10 protein-coding genes are annotated in these 25,834 nt (G+C 65.5%); 8 read left to right on the top strand and 2 right to left on the bottom strand.

What is annotated here, in order from left to right:
• The first annotated feature begins 525 nt into the window (after positions 1 to 525).
• The 6 genes from ABZ396_RS24965 (at position 526) to ABZ396_RS24940 (ending at position 13,096) form a co-directional block, all read left to right on the top strand.
• Positions 526 to 1,686 carry a hypothetical protein gene (locus tag ABZ396_RS24965; RefSeq protein WP_358918890.1) on the top strand — a complete coding sequence of 387 codons (1,161 nt, stop codon included), beginning with the start codon at positions 526 to 528 and terminating at the stop codon, positions 1,684 to 1,686.
• Positions 1,687 to 2,239: 553 nt separating this feature from the next.
• Positions 2,240 to 2,872, top strand: a complete 633-nt coding sequence (locus tag ABZ396_RS24960) for a hypothetical protein (protein ID WP_358918888.1) — start codon at positions 2,240 to 2,242, stop codon at positions 2,870 to 2,872.
• 3 nt (positions 2,873 to 2,875) lie between these two features.
• On the top strand, positions 2,876 to 5,974 hold the full coding sequence (locus ABZ396_RS24955) for a hypothetical protein (RefSeq protein ID WP_358918886.1): 3,099 nt from the start codon (positions 2,876 to 2,878) through the stop codon (positions 5,972 to 5,974).
• A 94-nt stretch (positions 5,975 to 6,068) separates the two neighbouring features.
• Complete coding sequence (locus tag ABZ396_RS24950; protein WP_358918884.1) at positions 6,069 to 7,385, top strand: Wadjet anti-phage system protein JetD domain-containing protein; 1,317 nt, start codon at positions 6,069 to 6,071, stop codon at positions 7,383 to 7,385.
• 622 nt (positions 7,386 to 8,007) lie between these two features.
• Entirely contained in the window at positions 8,008 to 11,370 is a 3,363-nt protein-coding gene (locus ABZ396_RS24945; protein ID WP_358918882.1) for a hypothetical protein, read from the top strand.
• 679 nt (positions 11,371 to 12,049) lie between these two features.
• Positions 12,050 to 13,096 (top strand): hypothetical protein, encoded by a 1,047-nt coding sequence (locus ABZ396_RS24940; protein ID WP_358918881.1) that lies wholly within the window; start codon positions 12,050 to 12,052, stop codon positions 13,094 to 13,096.
• A gap of 251 nt (positions 13,097 to 13,347) precedes the next feature.
• Here ABZ396_RS24940 and ABZ396_RS24935 read toward each other — a convergent pair whose 3' ends face one another.
• A complete protein-coding gene (locus tag ABZ396_RS24935; RefSeq protein WP_358918880.1) occupies positions 13,348 to 14,349 on the bottom strand; it encodes a DUF4238 domain-containing protein in 1,002 nt (333 codons plus the stop codon).
• A 514-nt stretch (positions 14,350 to 14,863) separates the two neighbouring features.
• On the opposite strand from ABZ396_RS24935, the gene ABZ396_RS24930 reads away from it, so the two are divergent.
• Both ABZ396_RS24930 and ABZ396_RS24925 read left to right on the top strand, forming a co-directional pair.
• Complete coding sequence (locus tag ABZ396_RS24930; protein ID WP_358918878.1) at positions 14,864 to 16,240, top strand: hypothetical protein; 1,377 nt, start codon at positions 14,864 to 14,866, stop codon at positions 16,238 to 16,240.
• Between the two features lie 181 nt (positions 16,241 to 16,421).
• Positions 16,422 to 19,412 (top strand): hypothetical protein, encoded by a 2,991-nt coding sequence (locus ABZ396_RS24925; protein ID WP_358918876.1) that lies wholly within the window; start codon positions 16,422 to 16,424, stop codon positions 19,410 to 19,412.
• 1,046 nt (positions 19,413 to 20,458) lie between these two features.
• Here the strand turns inward: ABZ396_RS24925 and ABZ396_RS24920 are convergent.
• Positions 20,459 to 25,810: a hypothetical protein gene (locus tag ABZ396_RS24920; protein ID WP_358918874.1), complete on the bottom strand. Its 5,352-nt coding sequence runs from the start codon at positions 25,808 to 25,810 to the stop codon at positions 20,459 to 20,461.
• Positions 25,811 to 25,834 lie beyond the last annotated feature (24 nt).

Here is a 25,834-nt window from a genome sequence, read left to right as displayed (position 1 = left end):
GATCAGACTGCCCTCAGCTCCACCGTCCTGCTGCGACAGGATCAGCGACGAAGGTCTCCCACCTCCGTTCGAATCACCAGCGCCTCACGGCGCACCGGCCGTTCCTTGCGGACGATCAGCCGCGTCCCCCGCGGCCAGCCCTAGAGGACGCCGTCGAGGTCGACGGTGACCTACCCGCTCACGTCGGGCGCCCACCACCGCAAGGTAGTACCCGCCCAGCGCCACCGCGGCCCCTTACAGTCCCTACACCTCACCGTGCCTCCGCCCGCGGCAGCTTGTGCGGTTCATCACCTCGGCGAGGAAAAGCTTCATTGTGACTACACGTGTCGTTCTGGATCGATAGCTTCTAGTCCTTGAACTCACGTGCCGTGGGGGGCGCAGGGTATGCCTGGGGGCTTGTTGCCTGCTGATGAAGGTGCTTCTAGTCAGGGAGACTTGTTCGCTGAGCTAGATGAGGGAGCTGGTGCGGGGCAGCTGGACTACGTTCGCCCCTTTGTGGCCCCGGTGGCGGCACGGGCTGCTTTGGTGGAAGACGATCTGTCTCTGCGGCTTGCAGAGGCCATCCATGCTGCGTTCGGTGAGGCCGCCTCGGACAAGGGGCTGTCTCGTTCTGAGATTGCGGCGGCCTGCGCTCACATAGCTTCGGGGGAGACTTTTGAGGCGCGGTTCAACGTCTTCGTGGCGATGGACATGCTGCGGGGGCCTCGCGACAAGCCTCACGAGGCTCGCTACGTGTTCAACCCCACTAGCGGTGCAGGCCTGTTGGTGTTTGAGCGGCTTGCAGAGGACGGTGGCGTTGAGGAGATCGTGACGCTGCTGGGACGGACCCATGACCACTTGCAGCAAGGCCTGCTCGATGAGGGACAGTTGGCCACTCGTCTTCGGCAGGCACGCCACGAACTCGTCATCAACACCTCTCACTTGCTGTTGCTAGTGCGATCCAGGGCGATTGAGGAATTGATCGCGGAGCGCCGTCATCATCGTTCCAAGGATGCTCTGCTGGATCACGCCCGGCAGCTGGTCGGGGCGGTGAGAGTTCAATTTCCGTCACTGAGGTCAGCAGGCACGCGGCTGATTGAGGCGGCACTGCGGTATTCGGCTGCTGTCGATGAGTTCCATGAACGGCTCTTGCAACAGGCAGGTTCTAAGCGGGACTTCAGTATGCTCCTGCCCGAGCAGTATGTGACTGCTGCCCGTCGCTCCTCGCTCGATGCGTTGGCCGAGGTGTTCGCAGCTACGGTTTTCGATCCGGCAAGTGTGCAGATAACTGCAGCACAGGTACTGACAGCAGCGGCAGAACGGCGGCCATCGGCTCCACGGAGAAGGCCGCCGCGGCCGGCGGCGTTGGCGCCGGGCCCCGATCCAGTAGAGGTGGCCCGGGAGAAGGCGAAAATGCTGCGCCGACGCCGCGAGGCGTCTATGCAGTTCTGGCTCAAAGGCGGCCAGGAGGCTGAGCTGACGTCTTCTTTGCAGGCTCTGCAGTGGCCTGCAGCGATCTCTGCAGTGGTGGATTTGTTGCACGCCTCGGCAGATCCTTCAGTGCCGTACTTCGTGGAGGTGAGCAAGGCCTTGGCCGTCTCGTCGGACGGGCCTGTCACATACGCAACTCCACTTTCCGTGTACCGCCTCCCGCATGATGCTTCTGGCGTTGCCGGCGAGTCCGTTGATCAGGAGGACTCGCCGTGAATGAAGGAGCGTACTGGCTGGCAAGGGCCAGGGCTGGGCGGATTGTGGCAGATGAGGGCGATGCAGTCGTCTTGCGCCAGGCCGTGTCAGACGTTGAGTTACGTGCGGTGGGTGTGGTCGGCCCTGAAGGCACCAGCGCTGTCCTGGTGCGCTGGGGGTTGGATGTCGAACCGGTCAGCGGGGTGCTCACTGATCCAGATACGCATCGTGGTGCTACCTCGTCTCAGCTCTTGGTTCTGGGCGCTGCACTGCGTCTGTGCTGGTCTGATCCTTCTCGGATGCCGTATCCGGGGGGTGCTGTGGCCGACAGAGAGGTCATTGCCGCGTGTGCAGTGCCCGGTTCGGAGTGGGTGCCGGGCGAGTCCGTTCAGGGCGGGCAGACGGCTGCCTATCGGAGAGCTCTTCGTGAGTTGCGTGCCTTCGGATATCTGGCTGGCGATCGCGGCGATGGGCTGGTCCGGTTGGGGCCCATGGTGGCTGCCTGGAGCGAGCGGGACGTCGCCGAGTTGCGGCGTGGCTATGGCTGTCTGCCCTGCCCGGTGAAGGAGTAAGCGTGGGGCGGGAGTTGTACGACGCCCTGTCCGAGCATCGGCAGGCGGATGTGCGGGCGGCGGTGTGTGCTGTGGAGACGGCGCGGTGGCCGGTACCCGCGTCGAGCTTCCGCGCGTTGGCGGAGGTGCCGCTGCGGCGTGTGGTGGAGGAGATGTTGGCTGCTTCCGGGCGAGTGCTTCTTGCTGTGGGTGAGGGGTTCGTGTCCGGCTATGACGATGCGATTCGTGCTCGTCTTGCTGATGAGGGTATCGGCGTGCTTCCGCCGGAGGACCGTGCGGTGCTGGCGCTGGTGTTCCTGTTCAGTGTTGCGATTCCTCGCTCTCGTGGCGGCATCCTCGGGCAGACGTTGTGGTCGGATGGAGTGCCGGTAGGCCGTGATCGGCTCAAGGACTCTGCCGTTCCTGATGGTGTCGTGGACGACGCTTTGGCGAGGCTGGCGACTGCTGATCTGGTGCGGTTCAAGGGGTCGGGCGTGGTGCTGGGGAGTCAGGTTCTTCGTTTGACTGAGAATTCCCAGACGGCGCTTCTCGAGCGGCTGGTCTTGTTGGCCGAGCCCGGCGGGGCTCTGGCGGAGTCGATCCTGCGCCTTCGAGGTCGCCGTAATGCGCAGAGTTCCGAGTCGAGCGGAGGATGAACGGTGGACGGCGAGTTGGCTGATGGACTGCCCAAGCTCCCTGAGCATCGGGGTGTGGTGGGCAAGCGTCATCTTGCGGCGATGCAGACGTTCGACATCGCGCGACTGACTACCCACGCGGTGGCGCTGATTCCCAAGACGTTTGTCGCGGTGTCCGGCGTGGGACCCAAGGAGGACTCGAACGGCTCGGGCAAGACTTCCTTTCTCATCGCGGTCACTTTGCTGTTGGGGGATCCGCAGTGGCGGTTCGAGTCGACTTTCGGTCGCGATGCGAGCGGGATCCTGTTCCGGCCGGAGGCTGCAGGGGTCGACAGCGCCTGGGAAATGGCGCCAGCGACGCACGGCTACGTAGTGGGGGTCTTCGCCGGGGAGGGTGAGGACTTGGCTGACGATGCGCTGACGGTATGGGTGCGGGTCGGAACGTCTGCTCCTTACATCCAGGCGAACTGGACCGAGGGGGTCTACGTCGCTGATGCGGCGACGGATGCCGAACGGGCGGTGCAGGCGGACGAACTCTGGAAAGGCTTGAGCCCCTCACGACTGTTATCGGCTCCTCGCATGGCTGAGGAATTGTATGGAAATGCGCCGCGCTGCCTGTCGTACCTGGACACCTCGCTGCGTCCAGCGGTTCCTTCACTTCTGGATCAGCAACTGACAGCCATGAAGCCGGCCTCCATCGGAGAGGCGCTAATTGGCTTGTCTGGGATGACACACCTGGTGGAAGAAGAGTCTGACCGCCGGGGCGCGGCTTTGAAGCATGCTCGGGAACTCGAGGAGGTTCGCAAACAGCATGCCCTTGAGGACGCTGAGAACCAGGTGGTGATGAGAGGGGTACAGGCTCGTGCTGCAGCACGTGCCGCTCTCGAGGAGGCTCGGCAGGTCTGGCAGCGTTTCGTTGCCACCTCGTGTCTGGTGGCCGTGCGTGATGACCGGAAGCTGGCCGCGGATCTGTCGGGGAAGCAGGCGGAAGCTGACAGGACTCAGGAACTGGTTGCGCAGCGTCGTGCGCGTTTGGGAGAGCTGAAGGCGGCGACCGGGCTCGCGGACAAGAGCGCGGTTGCGCACCAGCGGTGGATGGATGCGCGGCAGGTCACCGAGGGGTTCCGTACGGACCGGACATCGGCAGCCACGGAGCTGGCTGGGGTTCGTCAGCGTTTGACCGTCTTGCGGCCGAAGGCTTCCCTTTGGCGCGGTACGAGTCTCCCGGACACTGAGAAGGCACTCGTGGAGGTACAGGAGCGTGTCTACGGCGCGCGCCGGCTCGCGGATAGTGCGCGTAGTGCTGTTGATGAGGCCCGCCGGCGTGTGGAGGAGGTGGAGCGCGGGCGCGGCGGGGGTGCTGGGCGGAGTCTCGCGGTGCTCGATGAACGTGGCATGACGGGTGCAGTGGGTCTCATGGATCAGCTGCAGCTGGGGGAGGCAGTTCGTGCCGTGTGGGAGCCGCGGCTGTGGCCCTGGCGTGATGCTGTGGTGGTGGATGCGGCCGAGGCGGAGTCGGCGCGCGTGGCCTTGCAGGGTGTGCCGGGTGCGCAGGTCATTGCGGCGGACGATCCTGCTGGTGAGACCAGGCAGTGGCCAGCCGGGATTTCTGGTCGGGTACGAGTGATCGGCTTTCTGCGCACCCTCGAGGAGCGGATGACATCGTTGGTGGACCCGTTGGCGGCCTACGATCCTGCTTTGTCGACTGCGGTAGTGGGTGGGTTCGAGGCACCGGTTGCCGGCCGGGCTGCTCGCCTCGCTCTAGCGAAGGCCGAGGTTGAGGAGTGCGAGCGCGTTTGCGCCAAGGCCTGGAAGGACCTCGCGGGCGTGCAGGGCGAGTGCGAGCTTGCCGAAATGGAGCGTGATGCTGCGGCTGCAGCACACGAGCATGCCGGTCTGAGGGAGCGGGAGAAGGCTCTAGGGCGCGCCATAGCGGAAGCCGATTGCAAGATCACGGAGGCCGTCGGCGTGGAGGACGACCTCGAGAAGTTGCATCAGCAGGCTGTGATCGCATTGGCCACGCATACGCATCAGGTCTCCGCTGCGCAGGAGGCGGTGAAGAGGCAAGCCGAGATCCACGCCGCTCAGTTGAAGGAGATCGCGCAGTTGGAGCGTGCACGTTCTCAGGTGGCGTGTCCGGCGTGGCTGAGTCTGTGGGGTGGCAGCGCCGAGGATGCCGCTGATCTTCTTGGGGTGGACGCGACAACTATGTCCCTGCCCAGGCCCGGACGGCTGCGGCGCGAGGTCGAGGAGTCCTTGCGCATTGCCTACGAACAGTACGGTCTGCCTGACGACGTCGCTAACGACGCCGTTGAAGATCTGCGCCGCGCCAGCGAGCTTCGGGCCGAATTCGCGCAGGACGAGGCCGGTGCGATTCCTCGAATCGGGCTCGATGATCTGGCCGGGCCGTTGCGGATCAGGCTAGCTGGCTACGTCGAGAGGGACACGGTTGCGGCCACACAGATTGCGGCCCGGCAGGCCGAGTGGGAGACGCAACTGGCCGATCTCGAGAAGGAGGCCGCGACCAGCGCTCGGACGCTTGAGACGCTGCAGGACATGATCGAGCGCCATATCGACGGCCTGCTCCATCAGATCAGTGACTCCTTTTACCAGCTGGATCGCCAGCGCGGTGGCTACGGCGCCAAGCTGGAGGTGGAGAGCGTGCGGCCCGAGGGGGCCCGGCCCTGGCGCTGGGAGGTGACCCCGTGCTGGAAACGGTCTGCCCGCGGCGACTATGTCTCGTACCAAACCAATGCCAATGGTGCGCAGGTCAAGGTGTTCGCCATCCAGTTGGTGTTGGCTGCGCTGCTCGCTGACGACGAGCCGCGGGGCCGCGTTCTCATCCTGGATGAGCTGGGCAACAGTCTCGGTGAGGTCAATCGCAAGGACATGCTCGCCGCTCTGCGGGAAGTGGCTCGGCAGCGGGAGCTGAGCATCCTGGGGACGTGCCAGGACAGCGTTCTAGTGGACGCAGCCGATGTGTGCGACGAGCTGTTGTGGTTCACCCACGCTTCTTCCTCCGACGCCTACAACCAGCCCACCGCATTTTGGGGCTATGACCCTCAAGGTCAGCGCGTGGAGCTGACGCTTGACTGGCTGACCGCTGGACGGGCGCATGTCTGAGTCTGCCTCTGTCCCCCAGCCTCCTCTGCTGCTCGGTGAGGCCCACGGGCGTGTCGAGGTCCCGCTGCGTGACCTGCCCGCCGGAGTCCTGGCCGTGACTGTGCCTCGCAAGCACAAACACGGCGACGAGGTGCTGCACCGCGTCCCCCTGGACCAGAAGCGGCGGGTGAAGCCCCAGGTAGCCGACCTGGTGGCGGCCGGCCCCGTCACGGCATACGCACCCCCTGAGGGAATGCCGGACAGGCTCTTGAAGAAGGTTCTCTCCACCGGCACGTTCAAGCGGTGGCCCACCATCGAGCGGGAGTTTGGCGCCCAAGCCGCGTGGCGCACCGCGGTCTCCCTGATCCTGTGTGGGGCGGTCGTGGTGCGTTGCCAGGTCGTGCAGGGCACGGGTTTTGTGCCTCAGGGGTGGCGGCTGACACAGTCCTGGGCAGATTTGCGGGAGGACAAACTTGCGCAGTTGCGCGGGCATCCTGATCCTCTGCGCCTGCACGCCGAACTCTTGCAGGCGATGAAGGTAATCCCTCAACTGGCAGAAGAGCATGAGCGGTTGGCGGCGACGCCCCCCGGCCGCACACTGAAGGTCCCCAGGGACAGCGCCAGCGGCACCGAAGACTGGGGTGTGTACGAGGTGGCGGTGAAGTCTTCCGCGGTGTGGTGGTGTGCGCAGCCACGATCAACGCCGATGAAGGCGAAGTCTCTGATCGGCACGAGCATGCAGGACACCAAGTACGGCTGGACTCCCCCACGCCGTCAGGCATTTGCGAACCTCATCGGCATGCCCTTCGACCAGGCGGTCGAAGGCAGCGACACCGAATTGCGGATGCGGGGACCGCTGCAGTGGCGCGTGGACAACGTCATCGCGGACACCGCAGCCTGTAGGCCCTGGCTTGGGCTGCCGGCCAGAGGACTGCTCAGCCTGGGCATGGTCGACTGTTCCGCTGTGGGGGTGCTTCTGGTGGAAAATCAGGAGGCCTTCACCGAGGTGTGCAACACCCCCGGGATTGCGGATCAGTGGCTCTGCGTCTGGGGTGCTGGATATGCGACACACGGCCTGGCCGAGTTCCTCCAAGTCATGGCGCCACTACCGGTGGCATCCTGGCAGGATCTTGATGCTCATGGGATCCAGATCATCGCGAATCTCAGTGAGCGTGTGGGGCGGCCCATCACTCCTGTGGGCATGGACGTCGAGGTGTACCGGAGCGCCACAAAATACCGGCAAAAGCCGGAAAAGCTGGCGCAGAATCTCGCTCTGGCCCGGAAGATGGCGGCGAGCGGACCACCGGCGCTGCGTGCATTGGCGGCCGAAATCGTCGCTCACGGTGGCGCTGGCTGCGAACACGAGACGCTTTATGACACAGTCTTGGAGACTCTGCCTTTGGTACTCGAGAAGATCGCCACGGGACTATGACGGATCACGGACGGACGGCGAGCACCCGGGAGCTGTACCTACACCCGCACAAGGGACTCCTGAAGTATCTGCTTACGGGACATCCGGGAACCATTGTGATAGCGCCGCACTTCTGACTTAGCCTGCGTGCGCTAAGCGGCAACTGGCGGTCGGCGCGCCGGTCCGCCGCTGACGATGACAGGCCCTCAGGGCTGCGGCGCTCTGGGGAGTGAGGACTCGAACCTATCCAGGTGATGCTTCTCACCTGCTGCTTTACCAAGGTGCCCGATTTATGCCCCCGATTCGATCCTGTCGGGTCCTACTCGATGCCGCTCAATCCAGGGTGGTGCAGCGAACGCTGCACCACCCACCGCATTCAGGTGGATACGAGCGGTCCTTCGATGCACACCGTACGCGGCCGTGAAGGCAACGGCTCTAGCGACGCTGACCCCAAATGGTGGAGCCCGCGGGGGATGAGCGTCGCCATCTCGACACCGTGACGCTGCGTGAACACTAGCCGCACCGTGGGCTGCACCAGCAGCGTCGAAAGACCGTCGAGGGCTAATCTGAGCTGGTGGTCCCGAGAGATGACACAGCTGCTGCTGCGGAAGGCTCGCCGTATGCATCTGGCGGTGGAGGAACGGTGCTGGAGCACCGCTACGCCGCCGTTCTCCTCACCTCTCTGCTGACCGGTGATCCTCTGGAAGAGCTCGGCGACCCAGTGCTCGTACCGGTGGAGATCAAGCTCCAGGCGAGCCAGTTCAGCAAGGTCGACGACATTCTGATCACCGCACGGCCGCGACAAGACGGTGAAGAGTTTCGGGTAGCCATCGGCGTCCGGCGCGACCCCAACGTCGTGCCGTCCAGCAACGCGGCAGTGGCGTTGATCGGCACTTACCTGCGCGAAGTCACCGAGCACTGGGGCGAGATCCAGGCGGGCCGCTACCGGCTTGCACTCGCGGTCACCGACCGAAATATCCATGGCCACGAGGTAGCCAGGCTCGCCGGTATCGCTTCGGGACGGGGACCAGAAGAGTTCCGCGAGGAGGCTTCTCGCTCGGGCCCCACGAACAGCAAGATGCGGGCGAGGCTGGATCAGTTGGACCAAGTTGTGGCTGAGGCCGTGTCCCACGGTATCGAAACGCACGGTGTTCCAGCACGGGAGTTGACCTGGCGTTTGCTGTCTGCCCTGAGGGTTCATCACCTTCGTCTGGAGGACGGCGACGAGCGGGACTACACCCAGGCGGTCAGCAGCCTCCGCAGTGAGGCTGCTGAGGACACCGCAGGGGCGGCGGAACAGGTCCTGAGCCGCATCGAGCATCTTGTCGGCGGCTGGGCCCCGACTGCCGCTCAGGTCACCGAAGCCATGCTGCGTCGAGAGCTGGCGGCCCGGCTCAAACCCCGCTTCTCTTCACTTGGCGCAGAAGTGCAACAGGTTGAAGTCGAACCTGATGCCCTGATCCGAGGCCCGGTCGCCCACCTCGGGCTGGCCCCGAACCTTCAGGAAGCCCAGAGGCTGGAGACCGCCGACCCCGCTTCCGCGGCCCGACTCTATGCGCACATCGCGGATGCGCTGGAGACCTCCGTGTGGGCTCCGCTCGCCCTCTCCCTTCGCCAACGGCAGGCCAAGGCCCACCACGATGCCGGTGACCACGCGCAGGGCGTGGCCGCCGACGTGAGCGTCCTGGCCGCCGCGCTACCCATGGGCGACGTCTGGCGTGCGATGTCGGTTGTCCGCCGACTCGTCAACGAGCAGATCGAGGCCCCTGACGAGCTCATCCGCGCGGCCAATGCCCTCGGCGACCTCGCTGCCTTCGAGTACCACCACGAAGTGACCCTGGATGACATCACCGCCAGCATCGACGCCCTCCAGATCAGTGACCCGCACTGTCTGATGGCCGTCACCTGGTTCGCCGAGCACGCTGCCGCTACGGACCGGACAGACCTGCTGCGGTCGCGGGTTGAGGGCTTGGCCGAACTCTCCGCCTCGACAGAACAAGGTGATCAGATATGGCGGGCTCGGCTGCTGGCCTGCCTGGCTGACGCCGACCAGTCCGGCGCCATGTGGACCGCTCTCGCCCGCTCCGCTCGATCCGAGTATCCCCCGTCGCTCACGGCGCTGCTTCTCGCGCGCCACGCCCGGTATCTGGCCGACGCCGGGCAGGCCCAAGACGCTCTGGACCGATACGACGATGCCATCGAGCGTGCCGTTCAGCAGCGTAATCATGAAGACGCTGCGGCATGGACCGAGGCCCACAACCTCGTGCGGATCCGTTACGGCCTGCAAGCCACACGAATCAGTGACGCCTACCCCACCGCCACCGCACTGCGTGCCGCGGGCGGCGGCAGTGTCCTGCCCGAGCCCTTCTCGGCCCGCGAACGCGCTCTGGGACGAGTTGCGAATCACGCTCGGCCAGCCGAGACTCTGCAAGCCCTCGCCCAGTACCTCCGGCAGGCTGTCGCGACGGCGAGCTGGCTGGAGGAACACGAGGCCCGCGAACTACTTGGACGCTTCCACCTGGATCACGGCGAGATTACTGCCGCCATCGACCACTTCGTCGCCGCCGGCTCCCACGAACTCCTCAACGCTCTCGACGCCCGGCTGCCCGAGGAGCCGTTCCACTTCCAGGTTGCCGACAACTGGACTGCCCACCCTCGATGGAGACGGCACAGCGCGCTTACCGCAGTGCGTGCTACGGCAGACCTGCTCCCCGACGAGCAGGCACGGGCCTGGGTTGACGTCACCCTTTCCGAGATCGCCGATGACCACGAAGTTCCTTTTGGCACCCGCAATGTGCGTCGAGCCGCCTTCAGTGCCTTCGCTGGCCTTGCCGACGCTGCCGACACACAGCAGGCACAGCGCTTCCTCGACCTTACGGGTCTGGTACCTACCGGTCCCCGGCGCCGCCACCGCGGTGCGGAGCAGGACTACGCCCAAGCGCTCATCCGTATCGCCATCCGCCACCCCGGTCCGCAACGTGTGGAAGCCGTCGACCGGATGTGCCAGATCCTCTTGACGGATGCGTTCGCCGCCAACGTGATCCTCGGCCGCGGCGAAGATGCGCTCCGTCTCCAGCCCTCGGTGGTTAGCGAACGGTGCACCGCGGCGGCGGCCGGCGGCAGCACTGAGGCTGCCCTGGTGCTCCTTCTGGCCAACGCTCCCGCCGACAGCGCCCGGCCGCTGGCTCAGAAGCTGCTCACCCGCGGCCTCGGCCGACAGGCCGAAACCGATCCGAACCTTGATGCCTCGCCCTCTCAGGCTGCCTTCCTCATCGGCCGACTCCTGCCCACGGCCGATCGCGAGTCCTATGCCGACGCTCTCGCTCAAAGAGTCCGGAGTCACCACCACACTGCTCAACAGCGCCAAGAGGCACTCGACGCCCTCAACATCCTCACCGCCTACCTTTCGCCCGAACAGCGTGCCCGCCATCTCGACATCGCGTTGGACGCCGCCCGGGGACGCCTCGACGGCAGCGCCCGAGACGAACTCAACGCTACGCACACCTACGACCGTTTCCAGCTGGACATGGGGACCACCACCCTCCGCTACCACGGCCTGAGCGCGGCAGGCCACATGGCCCAGACCCCCAGCAACACAGAAGAGATCATCGAAATCGCCCTTCCACTCCTTGCCCAGCCAGACGGCCCGGCGGAGAGTCTCATCGTGGAGGCCCTCGCTCAACTGCCGTACAGCCAGCACCTCCTGCCGCTCCCCGTACTAGCCGGGCACCCCTCACCCTGGATCCGTGCCCTGGCCGCCCACATCTGGTGCACCACCGACCAGACAGCAACAACAGCCCACCTCGTCGACCACCTCGCGGCCGACGCCAGCCCCCGCGTCCGCTGCACTCTTGCCCGCGAACTCCCCGACGATGAGAAGTACGCCGCCCTGCGCGAGGTGCTCCGCCAGGACTGCCGCCGGTCCGTACGAACCGCCGAAGAATCGAGTCACACGCCCAGCGAGCGGCCTCAATCCGAGCAGTGTCGAGGCACGTCTCCTGCATGACACAGCGTTGTTGGGCCGCTGTCGGCGCCTGTTCCATGAGCACTCAAACGGCAAACAGATTGACGCATCATCAGGTCGCTGCGTTTTTCCGCCGAACGTTCAGGGCCCCTCAATCAAGCCGAACTTCGTAGGATTGGCAGCCCACTTCCCGGCGTTCGCTAGCCCAGCCTGCATGGAACAGGGCACCATTGTCCCAACGCCGTAGCCCGCCCTCAGGTACGGCGACGGGGAGGGCTAGCATGCGCAATCCGGACTCGGTCAAGTATGAGTGTGCCGACTGTGGCGCCACCACGAAAGTCAACGGTCGGACAGGTCGCCTCTATTCTCATCAGGTCCCAGGCAAGGTCACTGTGTGCTCAACATCAGGCACCTTCGTGACAGTCGGCCAGGGCGGAGAACCGGTTCGGCTTCCACCACTTCGGCCACAGCCGGCGTCAGTTCACCAGCCAGAACGGCTCGTCGTGGACGAGCGTTCAACCAGCGTTCGGACGGTGCAAGGCGGGCTGCCCGGTCTGGGTAAGCGACGCTGACCTGCCTGGCCCTGTTCTCGTATCGCTGCCGCTATCTGACAGTCAGCTCTCTGTAGCCGATTAGCGGCATGCCTGCCTTAAGCGCTCGGGTGACGGCCACGGGACAGAGGGATGAGAACCATCCCAAGTGGCCGAGAGAGGTACCCACATTGAGCAGCTTGCCCGTTCATGAGACCAGCCCCTACGAGGCACTCCGGCAGGGCCGGATTGCTGTCGATCACCTGATGGCGGGGATGCTGGACTCCGGTGGGATGTTTCGTGAGGTCGCGGCGACCCAAGTGCTCCTGTCCACCGCAAGCCCGCGCATCCGGTTCATCGAGTGCACGGCTGACGAGGAGAAGGAGAACGGAGCCGACTGGCTGTGGTGGTGGGTGGTGGACCGGGACGGCACCAGCTACGGGCTCCTGGCCCAGGCGAAGATCATGAAGCCGCACGGCAAACGCTGGAGCATCGACTTCACCTACAAGACACAGAGCGACGATCGAACTCAGATATCAAAGCTGATCAAGGCGGCGAATAGCTTCCACGTCCCAGCGGCCTACGTCCTGTACTGCGGCGACTCGGAGTACCGAGCGACGCTGGAATGCGACCTCGCTCACGACGACGTTCCTTGCAAGGAGCGTGACCGGGTTGGCGTGTCCACCGTCTCCGCCCTGGTGGCGGAGACTGCTGTCAATCTCAAGGGGAAGGACTCGGGGATAGCCGCCTTCCACGATGCCGTCCCCGTTGAGGACATCGCGAGCCCTGACGGGCTTGACACGCCGATCGTGCCCCTCACACGCGAGCTGGCCGAAGACCTCGATCGCTTCCTGCGGCAGCCGCAGAAGGGTTCTCGCCGTGTAGCGAAGGAACTTCTCCGGCCGGTCCAGCGGATCAGGAATGGGCAGTTCGCCGGTGCAGCAGTCATGCAGCGCGCCGCACCGGTCGTTGGCACCCTCTTCAAGGACGTACCCAACGACTACGGGCACTTCTCGGTGCCCTACCTTGCGCACATGCTGCGGGGCCTGCGGGCCGAAGTCCCCGACTACGTGCGCGACGTCCTGGAGGGTCGGCCCCCTCCGAACTGGGTCACCGACCGCATCGGCGGGATCGTCGTAATTCTCGACGCGGACGCCCTGTCCACCGTTGCGGACCGGATCGCAGACCAGGGCAACGCCGCTTTGGGATCTCCCCACAGCACATCAGCCGCCGCCTGACCACCCTGACCGAGTCGCGTGAACCCAGGACGCCAAGGCCACCATGGTCACTCCGACCGAGAGCCCGGAAACCGAGCCGACAGCCAGCAGTGCCCGAGGGTGAAAGCCTTGCTGAAAGGAACAGCTGGCGGAGCTTCGGTCTGCCGAGAGGTCAACGACAGCAGGTTGAACATGCCGGGACGTTGGCCGAGGCGCGGACGCTGATCTCCCTGTGACTCACGGACGCTCGCCCCTGACGGGAACGAGCCGGGTCACAAAGCCGCGGCGCGGGGCGGCGGATGCTCGATGGTCCAGCGGCGCTCGATGTTCCGGTCCGGCGGCAACACCGGATACTCGATCGCGTATTGCGGGGCCGAGTGCTCTTCTCCGGCCCAAGGCCTCGGCTGGCGAGGGCTGTTCGGCTTCCAGTGCAGCCACGGGTCGTGGAGGGGATGGTGGACGACGAACTGGTCCGCCACATCGTAGGCGACCTCAACCAGGGCCATGCCGACGGCACCCTCAACGTGCAGGAGGTGGTCCGTGCGCTTGCGCGGGTCGGTCAACTGCTCAGCCGGGCTGGGAAGGAACAGGAGCCGGTGCGGGTCCAGGGGCAGCATGATGTCGCTCTGGGCCACGGCGAGGATCTGATCGTCCGCGTCGGGACGGTTCCATACGACCACGGGGACGTCGCTGGTGAGCAGACACATGTCGATGAAGCCCAGCCCCCAGGGGCGGTTGTACAACACGAGCGCCAGGACAGCGATGTTCTCGACGATGTAGCGAAGGTGGGGGTTGTTCGCGGTGATCCAGGCGATGTCGTCAGGGACATCCGCCGCCTCCGCGGATGGCGGCTGAGTATGGGCGAGGCGCTTGCGCTGGCGTGTCGTGCGAAGGATCTGCGCGGCCATCCACCAGGAAAGAGCGCCGCGTTGCTCGGGCGTGAGCGGCCAGTTCGGTGTCAGGGCCCAGTCCTTGTCGTCGAGGATCACCTTGAGGACGGCCTCGGCATTGCCCTCCAGAGCGGTGAACAACTCCTCGCATTCGTGATGGGGCACGCCGTCGATGGTCGTACCCCAGTAGAAGCCACGTTCGGCGCCGATCGCGGTCGTCATCGCCGGGAATGCCTTGTCGGGGTCGTCGAGGCGCCGTACGCGCAGTTCGTACTGCCGACGTGCTCGGTGTTCGGCGAAGTGCCGCAAGTACATCTGGGGAACGGTGTGGTCCCGCGTTCCGCCCGTCTTGGCTGCCTTCTTCCCTGCGGACGCTTTGCCCACCGCTGTCCCTCCCTGCAATTCGATGCTCTGCGGCCAGTGAACAGACACCGCTCGGTATCCGTCAGCGATTTTGACCCTTGGTGTCCGTGACCTGGGCACCGAGCAGCTCTTGGGCGAGGGCGTCCACGCGTCCAGCCAGAGCCGTGCACACCGACCACGCGCTCTCCATGTCCAGCCCGGACAGGTTGGGCAGGTCCCAGTCCACAAAGCGCCACGCCGGCAGTAGAGCGCACGCGTCACCGCAGCCGAGGGTCATACCACGACGCCGACCGCGGCGACGACCTCTGAGGCGACGGGTTTTCGTCGTCGGCGCTCAGCCTTCGCTCGGCAAGCAGCTGCGCACGATCGGGGAGACCTCCGATCCCGGATCTGAGCCGGCGGTGCGGACCTCCACCGCGTCCCCGGCGCGGTGACGCAGGAGGGCGAGGCTGGTGTAACCGTTGGCTGGGCCACGCCAGTACGCTGCTCTTTGCCTCGCACGGCGTCGCGGCGGAACGTGTCTAAATGGGGGCTGATGCCGATGATGGATCTTGAGCTGAAGATCAACCAGGTATGGCATCAAGAGGTCAGGCCTCTCGTAACCGAGGCGTACCGCTGCTACACGACAGGCTCTGCGCGCGCATCCATCGTCCTGACTTGGACAGCAGTGTGCACGGACCTCATCCACAAGCTCTACCAGCTCGCCGAGGATGGGGAAGGCGAAGCCGCGCAGGTCGTGAAGAGGATCGACGACGCCCGAGGCAAGCCTGACCGTGAAGCGATCCGCACGATGCTCGACGTAGAGAACACGATCCTCGATGTCGCTGAGAAGCTCGATCTCATCGACTTCGTGCAGAAGCGCGAGCTGGAACGGCTGAAGGAAGACCGAAACCTGGCAGCCCACCCGTCGCTGCGCCCTCTCGGTGAACTTTTCAGCCCCACCACCGAATACGCCCGGGCTCACCTCACGGCAGCGGTAGAGGCACTGTTGATCCATCCACCAAGCCAGGGTCGCAAAGCCCGCGACCGCTTCCGCGACCATGTGGGAGAGGTGTCCTTCGTTGGCAGCAGCGCCTATATCGCACAAGTCTACTTCGACCGTGTGAAGTCCGGCACCCGGCGCAGCATCGTCGCCTTCGCGGCCAAGGAAGCTCTTCTGGAACTCACGAGTGTTGGCGCACTCAGCAAATCAGTCATGGCCGATCGCTACGCAACCTGCCTCCGCGCCTTCGCCGAGCGAGACCGCGCAGTGGTGCAGCAAGCCATCGAATCCGTCATCGGGCGACTCGGACAACAGCCCCTTGAAGTCCAGATCCGGGCGCTCGCGCGTCTCGGCGACCTCGACGTCTTCTGGGACCAGGTCGACGGAGCCATGCGCAGCCAAATCACGGACTACATCGAGCAGATCAACCTTCCGGACGACCATAGCCCGTTGACCGTCGATCAAACAGGTGTCCTGGGCTTGGTAGAGCTCAAGAATCTCCGAACGGCACTTCCTTCGTTGGAACCGAAATTCCGGGCCCTGTCAGCGTCACAGAAGGCATCAGTGATCAGCCACCGGCCAGGGCCATACTTGGCTGGCTACGTGGCTGACATCCTCAAAGACGCCAAGAGCTGGCGCAGCGCAGAGACCACAGCGCGCATGACGGTTCCTGCATGCGCGCCGTACCTGACCTCGGAACAACTTGGCGACATCCACTCCGCCTGGGCCGCGAACCATGAATGCCGTACGGCGTCAGGGATGCTCGAACTTGCCGTCAGGTTCTTCTCATTGGTCGCCACGCCCCTCCGTAGGGACGGTTCTTGGCAGGATTTCCTGAGCACCGTGCGAGAACTAGAAGAAGAAGACAGCTACTTCCGCTATGACGAGCTCGAACGAGCGATGGCCGATTTCACCGACTCCAATAAGTAGTCCCACCTTCCAACTGCCGTAACAGCGGTCTTCGGCGAGCGAGCGCGCTTGTAGATCTAAGCATCGATTACGCGGATGCCTGACAGCGTAGGAGGTCGCGACCAACCGTCCGTCGGGCAGCGATACTTGATCCGTGCAAGCTGGCTGCACAGGACGGGTGCGCTGTGCGGTAATGGGTGCTGTGCATCAGAACTCGCTGCGGAAGGTCGTTGAGGGCCAACTCCTCCGCCTGGAAGGCAACGCCTTCCAGGACTGCATGGATCGGCTCGGGCTGGAGCTGTACCCCGGCGACTACCAACCGGTGCGGCCCGGAGGGCCCAGGGGCGATACCAAGAACGACGGCTACTGCCCGAAGGCGAGGGTGTTCTTCGCAGCGCATGCCACACGCAATGAACCCCTCCACAAGACCAAGGCGAAGATCCGCGGTGACTTGGAGGGATGCCTTAAAGAGCACCGAGACGTAAGGGTGTGGCGCTTCCTCACCAACGACACCTTGCCGGGTGAGGTCGACCAGTTCGTCGACAACGAGCTTCGCCCCTTGCACCCTAGCGTCACAATCGAGGTCTGGGGGCTCAAGACGCTTGCCTTGGAGATCTGCAACCTCGGGCGGGAGCAGGTCGACAGGATCATTGACGTCTTCTTGTCAGACGAGCCTGAGTTTGACGTCATACCGCTCAGCTGCATGAAGACGGGGCGAGAGCTCTGGCCGATCCTCTCCGGTTGCCTTGGGTGGTTCGAGCACGTCGAGCCAGACGACTGCACCGACGAGGAGCAGGACCTGATCGACAGTGCCGTTCAGACCCTGCGGGACTGGAGCGATATCTCGTCAGATCTAGAGGACTCTCGCGCCTCAGTCCGTGACGCTCAACGCAGTATCACCGCCGTCCTGGAGGAGATTTCAGAAAGGGGGCTCGCTCTCTACGCCGGAGTGAAACGCAACTACCCCTTTGAGGGCGACACCTCGCCGCTCTTGGGGAGTGTGGCCATATTCAAGTTCGCTCGGGTGGCTGTTGGAGACCAGGAATTAGACCGGTGTGAGCGTCGCCCTCAGGTGGACGCGCAACCGGCCCAGGCCCGGGCGACAGTGGGGGCTCGCGAACAGCCCGGCTGGCGACTTCGGGATGTCCGAGATCCCTTCGCTCTAGAGGTCCATCAGGCAATTGGCGAGCCCGATGGTGACCGAGTCAGCTCTCTGCCGGTGCTGCCGGTGTATGTGGAGCGTGAACACGATGCCCTACTACGTGAGGCGGTTCTCCGGGTCCAGGAGGGGCACAGCACGATAGTGACCTTGATTGGTGGTTCTTCCACCGGCAAGACCCGGGCTTGCTGGGAGGCAGTGCAACTACTGCCAGGTGGCTGGCGGTTGTGGCATCCGATTGAGCCAAACCACAGTGAAGGGTTGCTGACGGGTCTGCCTGAGGTCGGGGCACGCACGGTGCTGTGGCTCAATGAGATCCAGCACTATCTGATGACGGGCGACCATGCCGTCGGCGAGCAGCTCGCCGCTGCCCTGCGGGAGCTGCTGCGTTCGCCTGAACGCGGTCCCATCCTGGCGCTCGCCACCGCTCACCCAGACGACTGGGCCCGCCTCACCACCGCCCCAGCGCCTTCCCACGACATCTACCCCCAGGCCCGAACACTGCTCACCGGGATTGGCATCAGCGCACGGATCCCCGACCAGTTCGTGTGCGAACCCTCGGCAATGGCCAGGGCAGCAGCGGCAGACCCGCGCGTCGCCGAGGCGTCGGAACACTCCGATGCCGGGCAGTTCACCCAGTACCTCGCGGGCGTGCCAGCCCTTCTGGAGCGCGTCGACCATGCTCCGCCGATGGCCCGGCGCCTCATCATCGCGGCCGTGCATCTGCGGCGCCTCGGCCACGGTTTGGCACTGCCCCCGCGTGTGTTGGAAACCACCGCGGCAGCCCTCGCCCCTGACCATGAGTGGAATGAACACGGCACCCCAGGGTGGCTCGAGAACGCAATGGAGTACCTTTCCGCCCCATGCCGGGGCGTCCCCGGTCCCCTGAGTCAGATCCGCCCCCGGCCCGGCGCACTCCAACCGGACCAACCTCTCTACCGGTTGTCCGACTATCTCTTTGAAGTCGGCCGCTACGAGCTCCGTCATGACTGCCCACCCACGCCGTTCTGGGACGCCGCCCTGCAGCACGCCTACACCGACCAGGACCGCCGAGCCCTCGCCCGCTCCGCGCACGACCGAGGGCGTGTACGCGTGTCTGCTTCGATCTCAGACGGTACAGATCTCCTCGGCCTGTATGATCCCAGCTCCGCCTACGAGCTGGGACAGGAAGCTGAGAAGGCCCGCGCGGAAAGCGCGCTGGCAAAGATCGGCGAACGGCGGGCGTCCGGGGAACTCGAGCGCGATGCCTTCATGCGCTACATCTACCGACGCCAGGAAGCACACTGTCTCGAACAACTTGGTGAATCGAAGCGGGCCGCAGCCCTCTGGCTTGAGCTGGCAGACGAGGGCTACCCCGATGCCTTCGTGTGCGTCGGGCGTCATCAACTGAAGCTCGGCCAGCGGTCGGAAGCCGAGCAATGGTTCCGCCAAGGCGCCGAGGCCAGTGACGACGACGCCATGCAGGAGCTGGTGTTCCTGCTTGCCGATGGCGGGCTGTTCGATGAGGCCGCCGAGTGGACCGAAAGGATCGCACGGCCCACAGAAGGCGGCGATATCTACGCCTATTCCCGATTGGCCTACTGCTATGAGCGAGCGGGCAATTTCACGCAGGCCAAGGTCTACTTCCGCAAGGCGATCGATGCCGGACTCGTAGACTGCTACCAAGATCTCGTACGACTGCACCATCACGAAGGCGACAGGGAAGGGGCCTGCCGCCTGCAGGCGGAAGGGATCGAGGCGGGCGAGACCACTGGGCCCATGATGCAGGCCGAGCAGCAAGGTGAACACGCCAAGGCCGACGCGTTTGCTTTCACTGCCCGCGATCATGGCACGCTCCAGCCACTTCGGCTGCTGTTGTTGCTTCGGCTGCAGCAGCCCGACACCCTCGCCCTCGCGATGGCGCTCGCACACAAGGCGATCGATGCTGGCGAAGCATTCATCGTCAAAGGGGTAGCCAACGACCTCTCAGAAGCCGGACACCACCAAGCTGTCGACGCCCTGCAACGCATCTTCGACGAAGCCGACGGCCGATGATTGATGCAGCAGCACTTCCCGCCCGCAGTCAGCTGACGAGCGCGCAGAAGCTGCGGATGCTGGGACGGGGCAGTGGGCCGATGCGGTCGGACACTAACTGCAAACGATCATTTAGCTCCGGTCAGCCAGGATCTCCAATACCCTCCGCTCATCGGCTGGCACCCTGCCGTCCTGCTGACCGGCCGGGGCCACGACAACGCCGCCAACGCCGCCCTCAGGCGGATACGTGATCACTGCGCCGAGAACGACGTAGAGCTGGTTCGCGTCGAGAACTTCAACGACCACTATCCGGAGGAGCAGCGGTCCGACTTCTCGCTCACACGCTTCAGCGTCGGCCGCCCTCAGGACCCTGGCCCGGACAGCTGGGCGCTGCCAACGGGCCTGCCGACGACGACGGGGAGGAGCCGCTCCCGCCGCCCTGCCAACAGGCGTCGGACAGCGGCGTGACGGCGCCTGCATCCCCTGATCTTGACGTCTGTCCCTTGTACGTCCCCTGGATCTTGATCTCAACAGCGGAATGGGGGTCACCACTTCGAGTGGCGACCCCCATTCTCACGTTTTCGGGTCAGATCCTTTCTTCCCGCGCAGCGAATGGTGGGGTGGGTGGGACTCGAACCCACGGCCGACGGATTACGAGTCCATTGAGGATCTTGGCGGTCCTTGCCGATCAGTGCCGATTCACGCCGTTCTTGCAGGTCAGGCGCGTGCATCTCTGTCAGCCTTGCCCGGTCCTTGTCGGTTGATTCCTATCCTTGCGGTCCCTCCGTGGTCCCTGCCGCTCCCTGAGAGACTTGCCCGATACGGAATCCTGGAAGTCGCTCCAGCTCAGCGGACGCGACTCGAACCACAGCGCAGCGGATTTCCCTTCCAACGCGCAGAGGCTCCGCCCCGGTACTCGGGGCGGAGCCTCTGCGGCCGTAGTCGCAGGCCAGGAGATCTACGTGCAGGCTAACGACCAGTCACGTACTGCACCAGGGTGAGCTGCCTGATCCTGCTCGATGCGAGGGCTATCCAAACGGACACAAGTGGACTCCTGGTGTCGCGCGTCATAGCCGATAGGAGAAGCGCAGGGCGCCGCCCTCCTCGCGGTAGCGGCCGCGTCCTTGCTTACCGAAGGGGTTCGGGAGCATGTGGATGTCCACCCGTTCCGGGGCGAGGACGGAGGTGACCACGAGAAGCCGCCAGCGTTCATTGCCTGCGTGCTGCTGCGCCGCGCGTACCTCGCTCTCCCCCAGTTCGATCTGGCCACCGTCGCCTCGAGTCGCCTTCACCTCGAACATCATGGGCCGCTTACCAGAGCCGACCTTGAAATCGAACCCGAGGCCGTCGTCTCCGGACGGCCCGGGGAATGCCTTTCGGCGATTGCTCGACACCCAGCTGGTCTCGTCCATACCGGCGGAGTAGCGCCCGCGGAGCCAGTGGTACGCGTACCACTCCCCCATGTATCCGAGGGCTTCGCGCTGGGCGGGCGAGAGCCCAGCGTCCGAGGCGCTGCTGTACCGCCTTCCGCGCCGGCGATCGGTCGCGGGCGTCCGGCTTGCGGGTTCCATTGGCTGGAGCCGGGTGAAGATAGCGCGGCCACTTGAGAGTCCGGGGACTGCGCCGTTGTCGAGGGCTCGCTGGAGCTCGACAGTCAGTTCGGTGAAGTCGCCCGACTGCACGTCGAATTCCCGGCCGCCGACGGAGAGCATTCTCCGTCGGCGCTCCCGCTCGCGACGCTCGTGTTCCGCCGCGTTCCGCACCCGGTCCAGGTCAACCGTGGTCAGCCCGTGCTGGCCGGGATCGGTCGTCGCTGGCATCCCGTCCGGCCAATGGCCGAGAACGGCCAGCCAGGCAACGACGTCGTCTGGGGTGAGGAGCCGGAAGTCCAGCGCGCCGGCCTCGTCAAGGTGCGCGGTGATGCTCTCCGCCGGATTGGCACCGGCCAGCGCCGCAGGTAGCGGGCGCCCCGCTGCATTGACTAGAGCGACGAGGTCGGCGGCCGTGGCGGCGATCACTCGGTTGTTTCCGCTCCGCACCTGGTCGATTGCCGGAAGAGTGTCGCCCTTGCGGGGAGCTGGTTCGCCCAGCCGCAGCGTTAGCTGCTCTTCGACGTGCCGCTCCAGCAGCTCGCTGCTGGCCGTGTCCACGGTGTACGCCCATGCCGCCGGGGCCGTGATCCAGTCCAGTGAGCGCAACGACGGCCAGTCCGCCAGCGGGCGCCGTGCGTCGAAGTCGTTCTTGGCTGTCCAGCGCAGCCGGTTCACAAGCTCCTTCTTGTGTAGGTCGAGGTAGCCGCGTACTGCCTCCTCGTGGGCCTCCGCATGGCTGATCGGATCATGGTGTGGCGCCCGAGACTGCAGTGTGTCATTCAGCGCGGCGAAGTCGATCCCGAGGACGAGCCGCAGTTCGTCGATGCTCCGGGCCGTGCGAGCCCGAGCGATGAACTGCTCGGGTGGCAGCGGTAGTTCGTCTGCGTATTTCTCGAGCTTGGCCTGGAACTCCCTGGTGTCGCGCGGCGGCGGCACGGTCAGCAAGTCCGCCGTATCGGCACCGAGGATGTGAACGAGGAAGGGATGGCATCGCTTCAGGACCACGCCGATGGCTCCGTCGATGCGCCGGCTGGTTTCCTCAATCTGATGGACCATGACTCCGAGGGCTTCGGCGAGCTCGTCTTGCGCGGGTGAGCGCAGATCGGCGTGGCAGGACGCGAGCTGGAGGGCGGCGAGGCGCAGCCGGATGCCGAATTCCCGGTGTCCGAGCAGATCGGCGAGCGCCTCCGAAAGCCGGGCTACCTCCGCCCAGTCCGGGTCCGCTTGCCGGGCCAGCAGAAGGGGGTGCTGGGGATCGGCGAGGGGCAGCATCCCGCCGAGTCGGTCCGGCATCGTCACGGTACGGCCGTCGAGTTTGATCTCCCAGGAGCCGTAGCGGTGCATCCGGATACGGCGGACGGCGGACGTCAGGTCGGTCAGTTCCGCCTCGCTCGGTCGAGGGCCGTCCGCCACGTGGTCGGCGAGAACGCCTACGGCCAGGGTGAGCCAGGGCAGACGGTCCACGAGCGGCTCGCCCATGGTGGCGGGATTCACTTCCTCACCGTCGACGGTCACTGAGAACGTCGCGTCATCGACGTGCCGGACTGCGTTCGGACGGCCAAGCCTGAGGCGTTCGGCGACCTGCGCGGCGACGCCAGGAACCACCAGCAGCGGACACTCCATCTCGCGTACCAGCCGGCCGGTCAGGCCGTCGCGCTCGCCACTGACGTACAACACTGTGTCTGTGCCCTTCAGTTCGGACAGCGGCACGGCTACCAGCCGCTGCCCCGACTCGGCGAGCAGGACTGCGTCCTCAGGCAGCACGCCGTATGGCTGCTGCACAAGGTGCTTCCAGGCTCGCTCGTTGGTGCGCTGCGCGGCGGGCCGGTCCTCGCCGCTGACCGCGCCCTCCGCCACGAAACGCCCCAACGCGGAGACGAGGCGTGCGCTGTCCCTTGCGTGATCCCAGGTGGGCAGCCCCATGGAGCGCAGCCGGGTGCTGACCTTCTCCGGTTGGAGCAGATGACGTATGCGGTGGTCGACGGTCGGCGCGTAGGCAGGTTCGTCCTCCAGCCCGGGCGGGCAGTGCCAGGCATCGGCCGGCCGTACGAACCGTACGGCCCGGCTGCGGTCCCGTACCGGAAGCCATGGTTGCTCCCTGATGAAGGCGGCCAGGGGTGTCAGCACCTGCTCCTGGTCGTCCCTTCGGCTTCCTGCACTAGTCCATGTGCTGGTGAAATACGCGTCCCTCCAGTAGGCGAGAGCGTGTAGGACGAGCCTCGCGTACGCCAGTCGGGCGCTTTCGCCGAGCCGGCTGACAATGTCCTGGCCCGGGATCCGGTAAGCAGGGGTGCCGGTGTACGGCGTTTGGGGATAGCGCGCATTGGACCGCCGACGGTCGATGTGCGGCTCCCACTGCACCACTACCTCGGCGGGCACGTTCGCCATGCGGACCAGCGGGCGGGTGGTCAGTTCATGGCCGTCCGCGCGCGTTGTGGCCCCCCTGGTGGAGATCGGGATCAACCCGTCGGTCACCCCCACTTCGCTCAGGAACGCCCGCCACTCGTCGGCCGCTTCCCCTCGCTTGACGAACGCGTCCGGTGCCGCGATCAGTCGCTTGGCGATCCATCTGAGGCTCTGGGACGCCTCCTGTCCAGCGGTGACAACTGCAGCCAGATCGTCCCCGGTGGTGCCCTCCCACCCTCGGCCGAAGGCCGCGCCGTTCGCCTCGATCAAGGCACCGTCCGCGGACGGCACGTACAGTCCCAGCGACGAGGCCGCAAATCCGCCCGGTGACCGCCGCGACCGCCACAGCCGAAATACGAACCGGAGGGCTTGGACGCGCAGCTTGTGGTCCTTGCTTTCCACAAGGGCACGGCTCACATGTTCCAGCAGGCCCTTCATATCGAAGGGCCGGACGAGCCCGGCGCTCTCAAGGAAAGTGCGGGCGGGCAGGCGCCGTACGTGCCCCGTGCCATCGGTCCAGGTAAGGCCTGGGTGCAGGTAGAAGAGCCGCTTGCCGAGCAGTGCGGGAACCGACAGCGCCTCCGAGTCGTCTGTCTCCCCTCGCACAGGCTGGAAGAACGCGTCACGCCGAGCCCGACGTGCGGTCCGCTTGCCTTGCGAACCGCCCTGCCCTGCATCCCCGTTGGCGTGTCGCAGAGTTCCGTCGTCGGCCAGGAGCAGCCTCTTGCCGCGCAACACGCGGCCGTCTTCCTCGAAGAGAGCAGCCAAGTCGTCGTACACGGCGTTCCATACGCCGACGGGCTCGCCAACCCCGGACTTGGGCAAGGGGAGCGTAGCGGCCATCCGCTCCACGTGATCAGCGAGCGCCTCCGGTGTCGGCTCCCAGGGGCACTTCAGCCCCTTGCACATCACGGCAAGTCGCCTGAGACGATCGGTGCCGAGCTCCGGGTCGGCAACCACGGCACCGGCCTCGTGCGCGCGCTGTGCCGTGAGCACGGACAAGTTGAGATCGGGCCAGAGGACCGCACGCCGGGGCGAGGCCCAGGTCAGGTGGGGTGCCGCGCCATCGCTGGCGAGGACGGGCACGAGCGGTACGTCGGCCAGCTCGCAGCCGTGCACATGCCGGGCCGCTGTGACCAGCAGCCCAGCGGACCGGTGCCCGTTCTCCCAGCTCACCAGGTCTACCGCCACCTGCCGAAGCCGCAGATGCTGCACCGTGCGCAGCCGCGCGGAGGCGGCCAGACAGGTCTCGGCGAGAGCGTCAAACAGCATGGCGTTCAGCGGGTGTTCGCGGTCGAGGTCGGTCCGGTCCATCTTGGTGAAGAACGGGGCGTTGACGTGCCCGGCGAAGGGTGTCGTCACGCCCTCGCCCAGCGGCAGGAAGGTATAGGTCTGTCCGCGCCGTGTTTTCCCCGCGACGGCGAGTGGTGCAGCGATCTCGATCACAGCAGACTCGGCCCACTGCCGCCACTTGTCATCGAGGAGGCCGAGGCCGACGGCTTCCACGAGCGTCTGGTCCAGTCGCTCCGGCGCCACCCTGCCACGCGCGACGAGGAAAGCCCCGGCCGGTCCCAAATCCACTTCCGCGAAGAAGAGCGCGGCGGTCGAGGCGTCCTCATCCTCGGGAGCGAACGAGCGTTCCACGCGAGTGAGTTCATGGATATCACGCACCTCGCCCTCAACCCTGCGCTCGAGTGTCAGACGAGTGAGACGGTCCAGAAACAGCATGATCGGCGCCTTGGCCTCAGCGAGCTCCACCAGCCGGAGGCGAGCCTCGGCGCGGGCGGCCTCGCTCTGCAAGGGGATCCGGACAACAGTGACGTGCCCCAGCTTAGCCAGCTCGGCGCAGACCGGGGGCACTTGCTCAACCGGGAACGGAATCTGGAACGGTGGAAATTCGGCGACCGCTCTGCGCGCCGTGTCCGCGTCCCCGAGAAGCTGCTCTACGTCGCTCTCCCGAGCAAACCGAAAGCAGTAGCCGTCCAGTTCCGAACCGCCCGGTCCGTCCGGATCAGAGCTGTAGATTTCGGGCCCCTTGCTGATCAGCAGGACGCTCCGGAATCCCACGCCCTTATTGCCGATCCCCTCTCCGATGACCTTCGAGCTCTGGGCGATCTTGCACACGTCCTCAACGTTCTGCCAGGTGAACGGTCTACCGCCATTGGCGACATACAGCGTCCCCCACTCGCCCTCGTCCTCATCCAGCAGCACGTGCACCTGGCCGTCACGGCGCTCCCTGGGGTGCGCGTCATGAGCGTTCTGCAGCAACTCCAGCAGGAAACGTCCGGCGTAATCCCGGGCGCTACTGAAGGACAGAGCACGCAGTTGGAGAGCCGGCCGCCATCTCGTCGGCCGTCGCCAGTCTTCCAGCACTCCGAGGGCGTACTCCTGGAGTTGCTCCGCACACGCGTCACGGGTCATGGTCCCCCCTCGCCTAAGCGTCGG

The sequence above is a fragment of the Streptomyces sp. NPDC005866 genome (assembly GCF_040629895.1).
In the GTDB taxonomy this organism is placed as follows: domain Bacteria; phylum Actinomycetota; class Actinomycetes; order Streptomycetales; family Streptomycetaceae; genus Streptomyces.
This window is presented reverse-complemented; position numbering and strand designations above follow the sequence as displayed.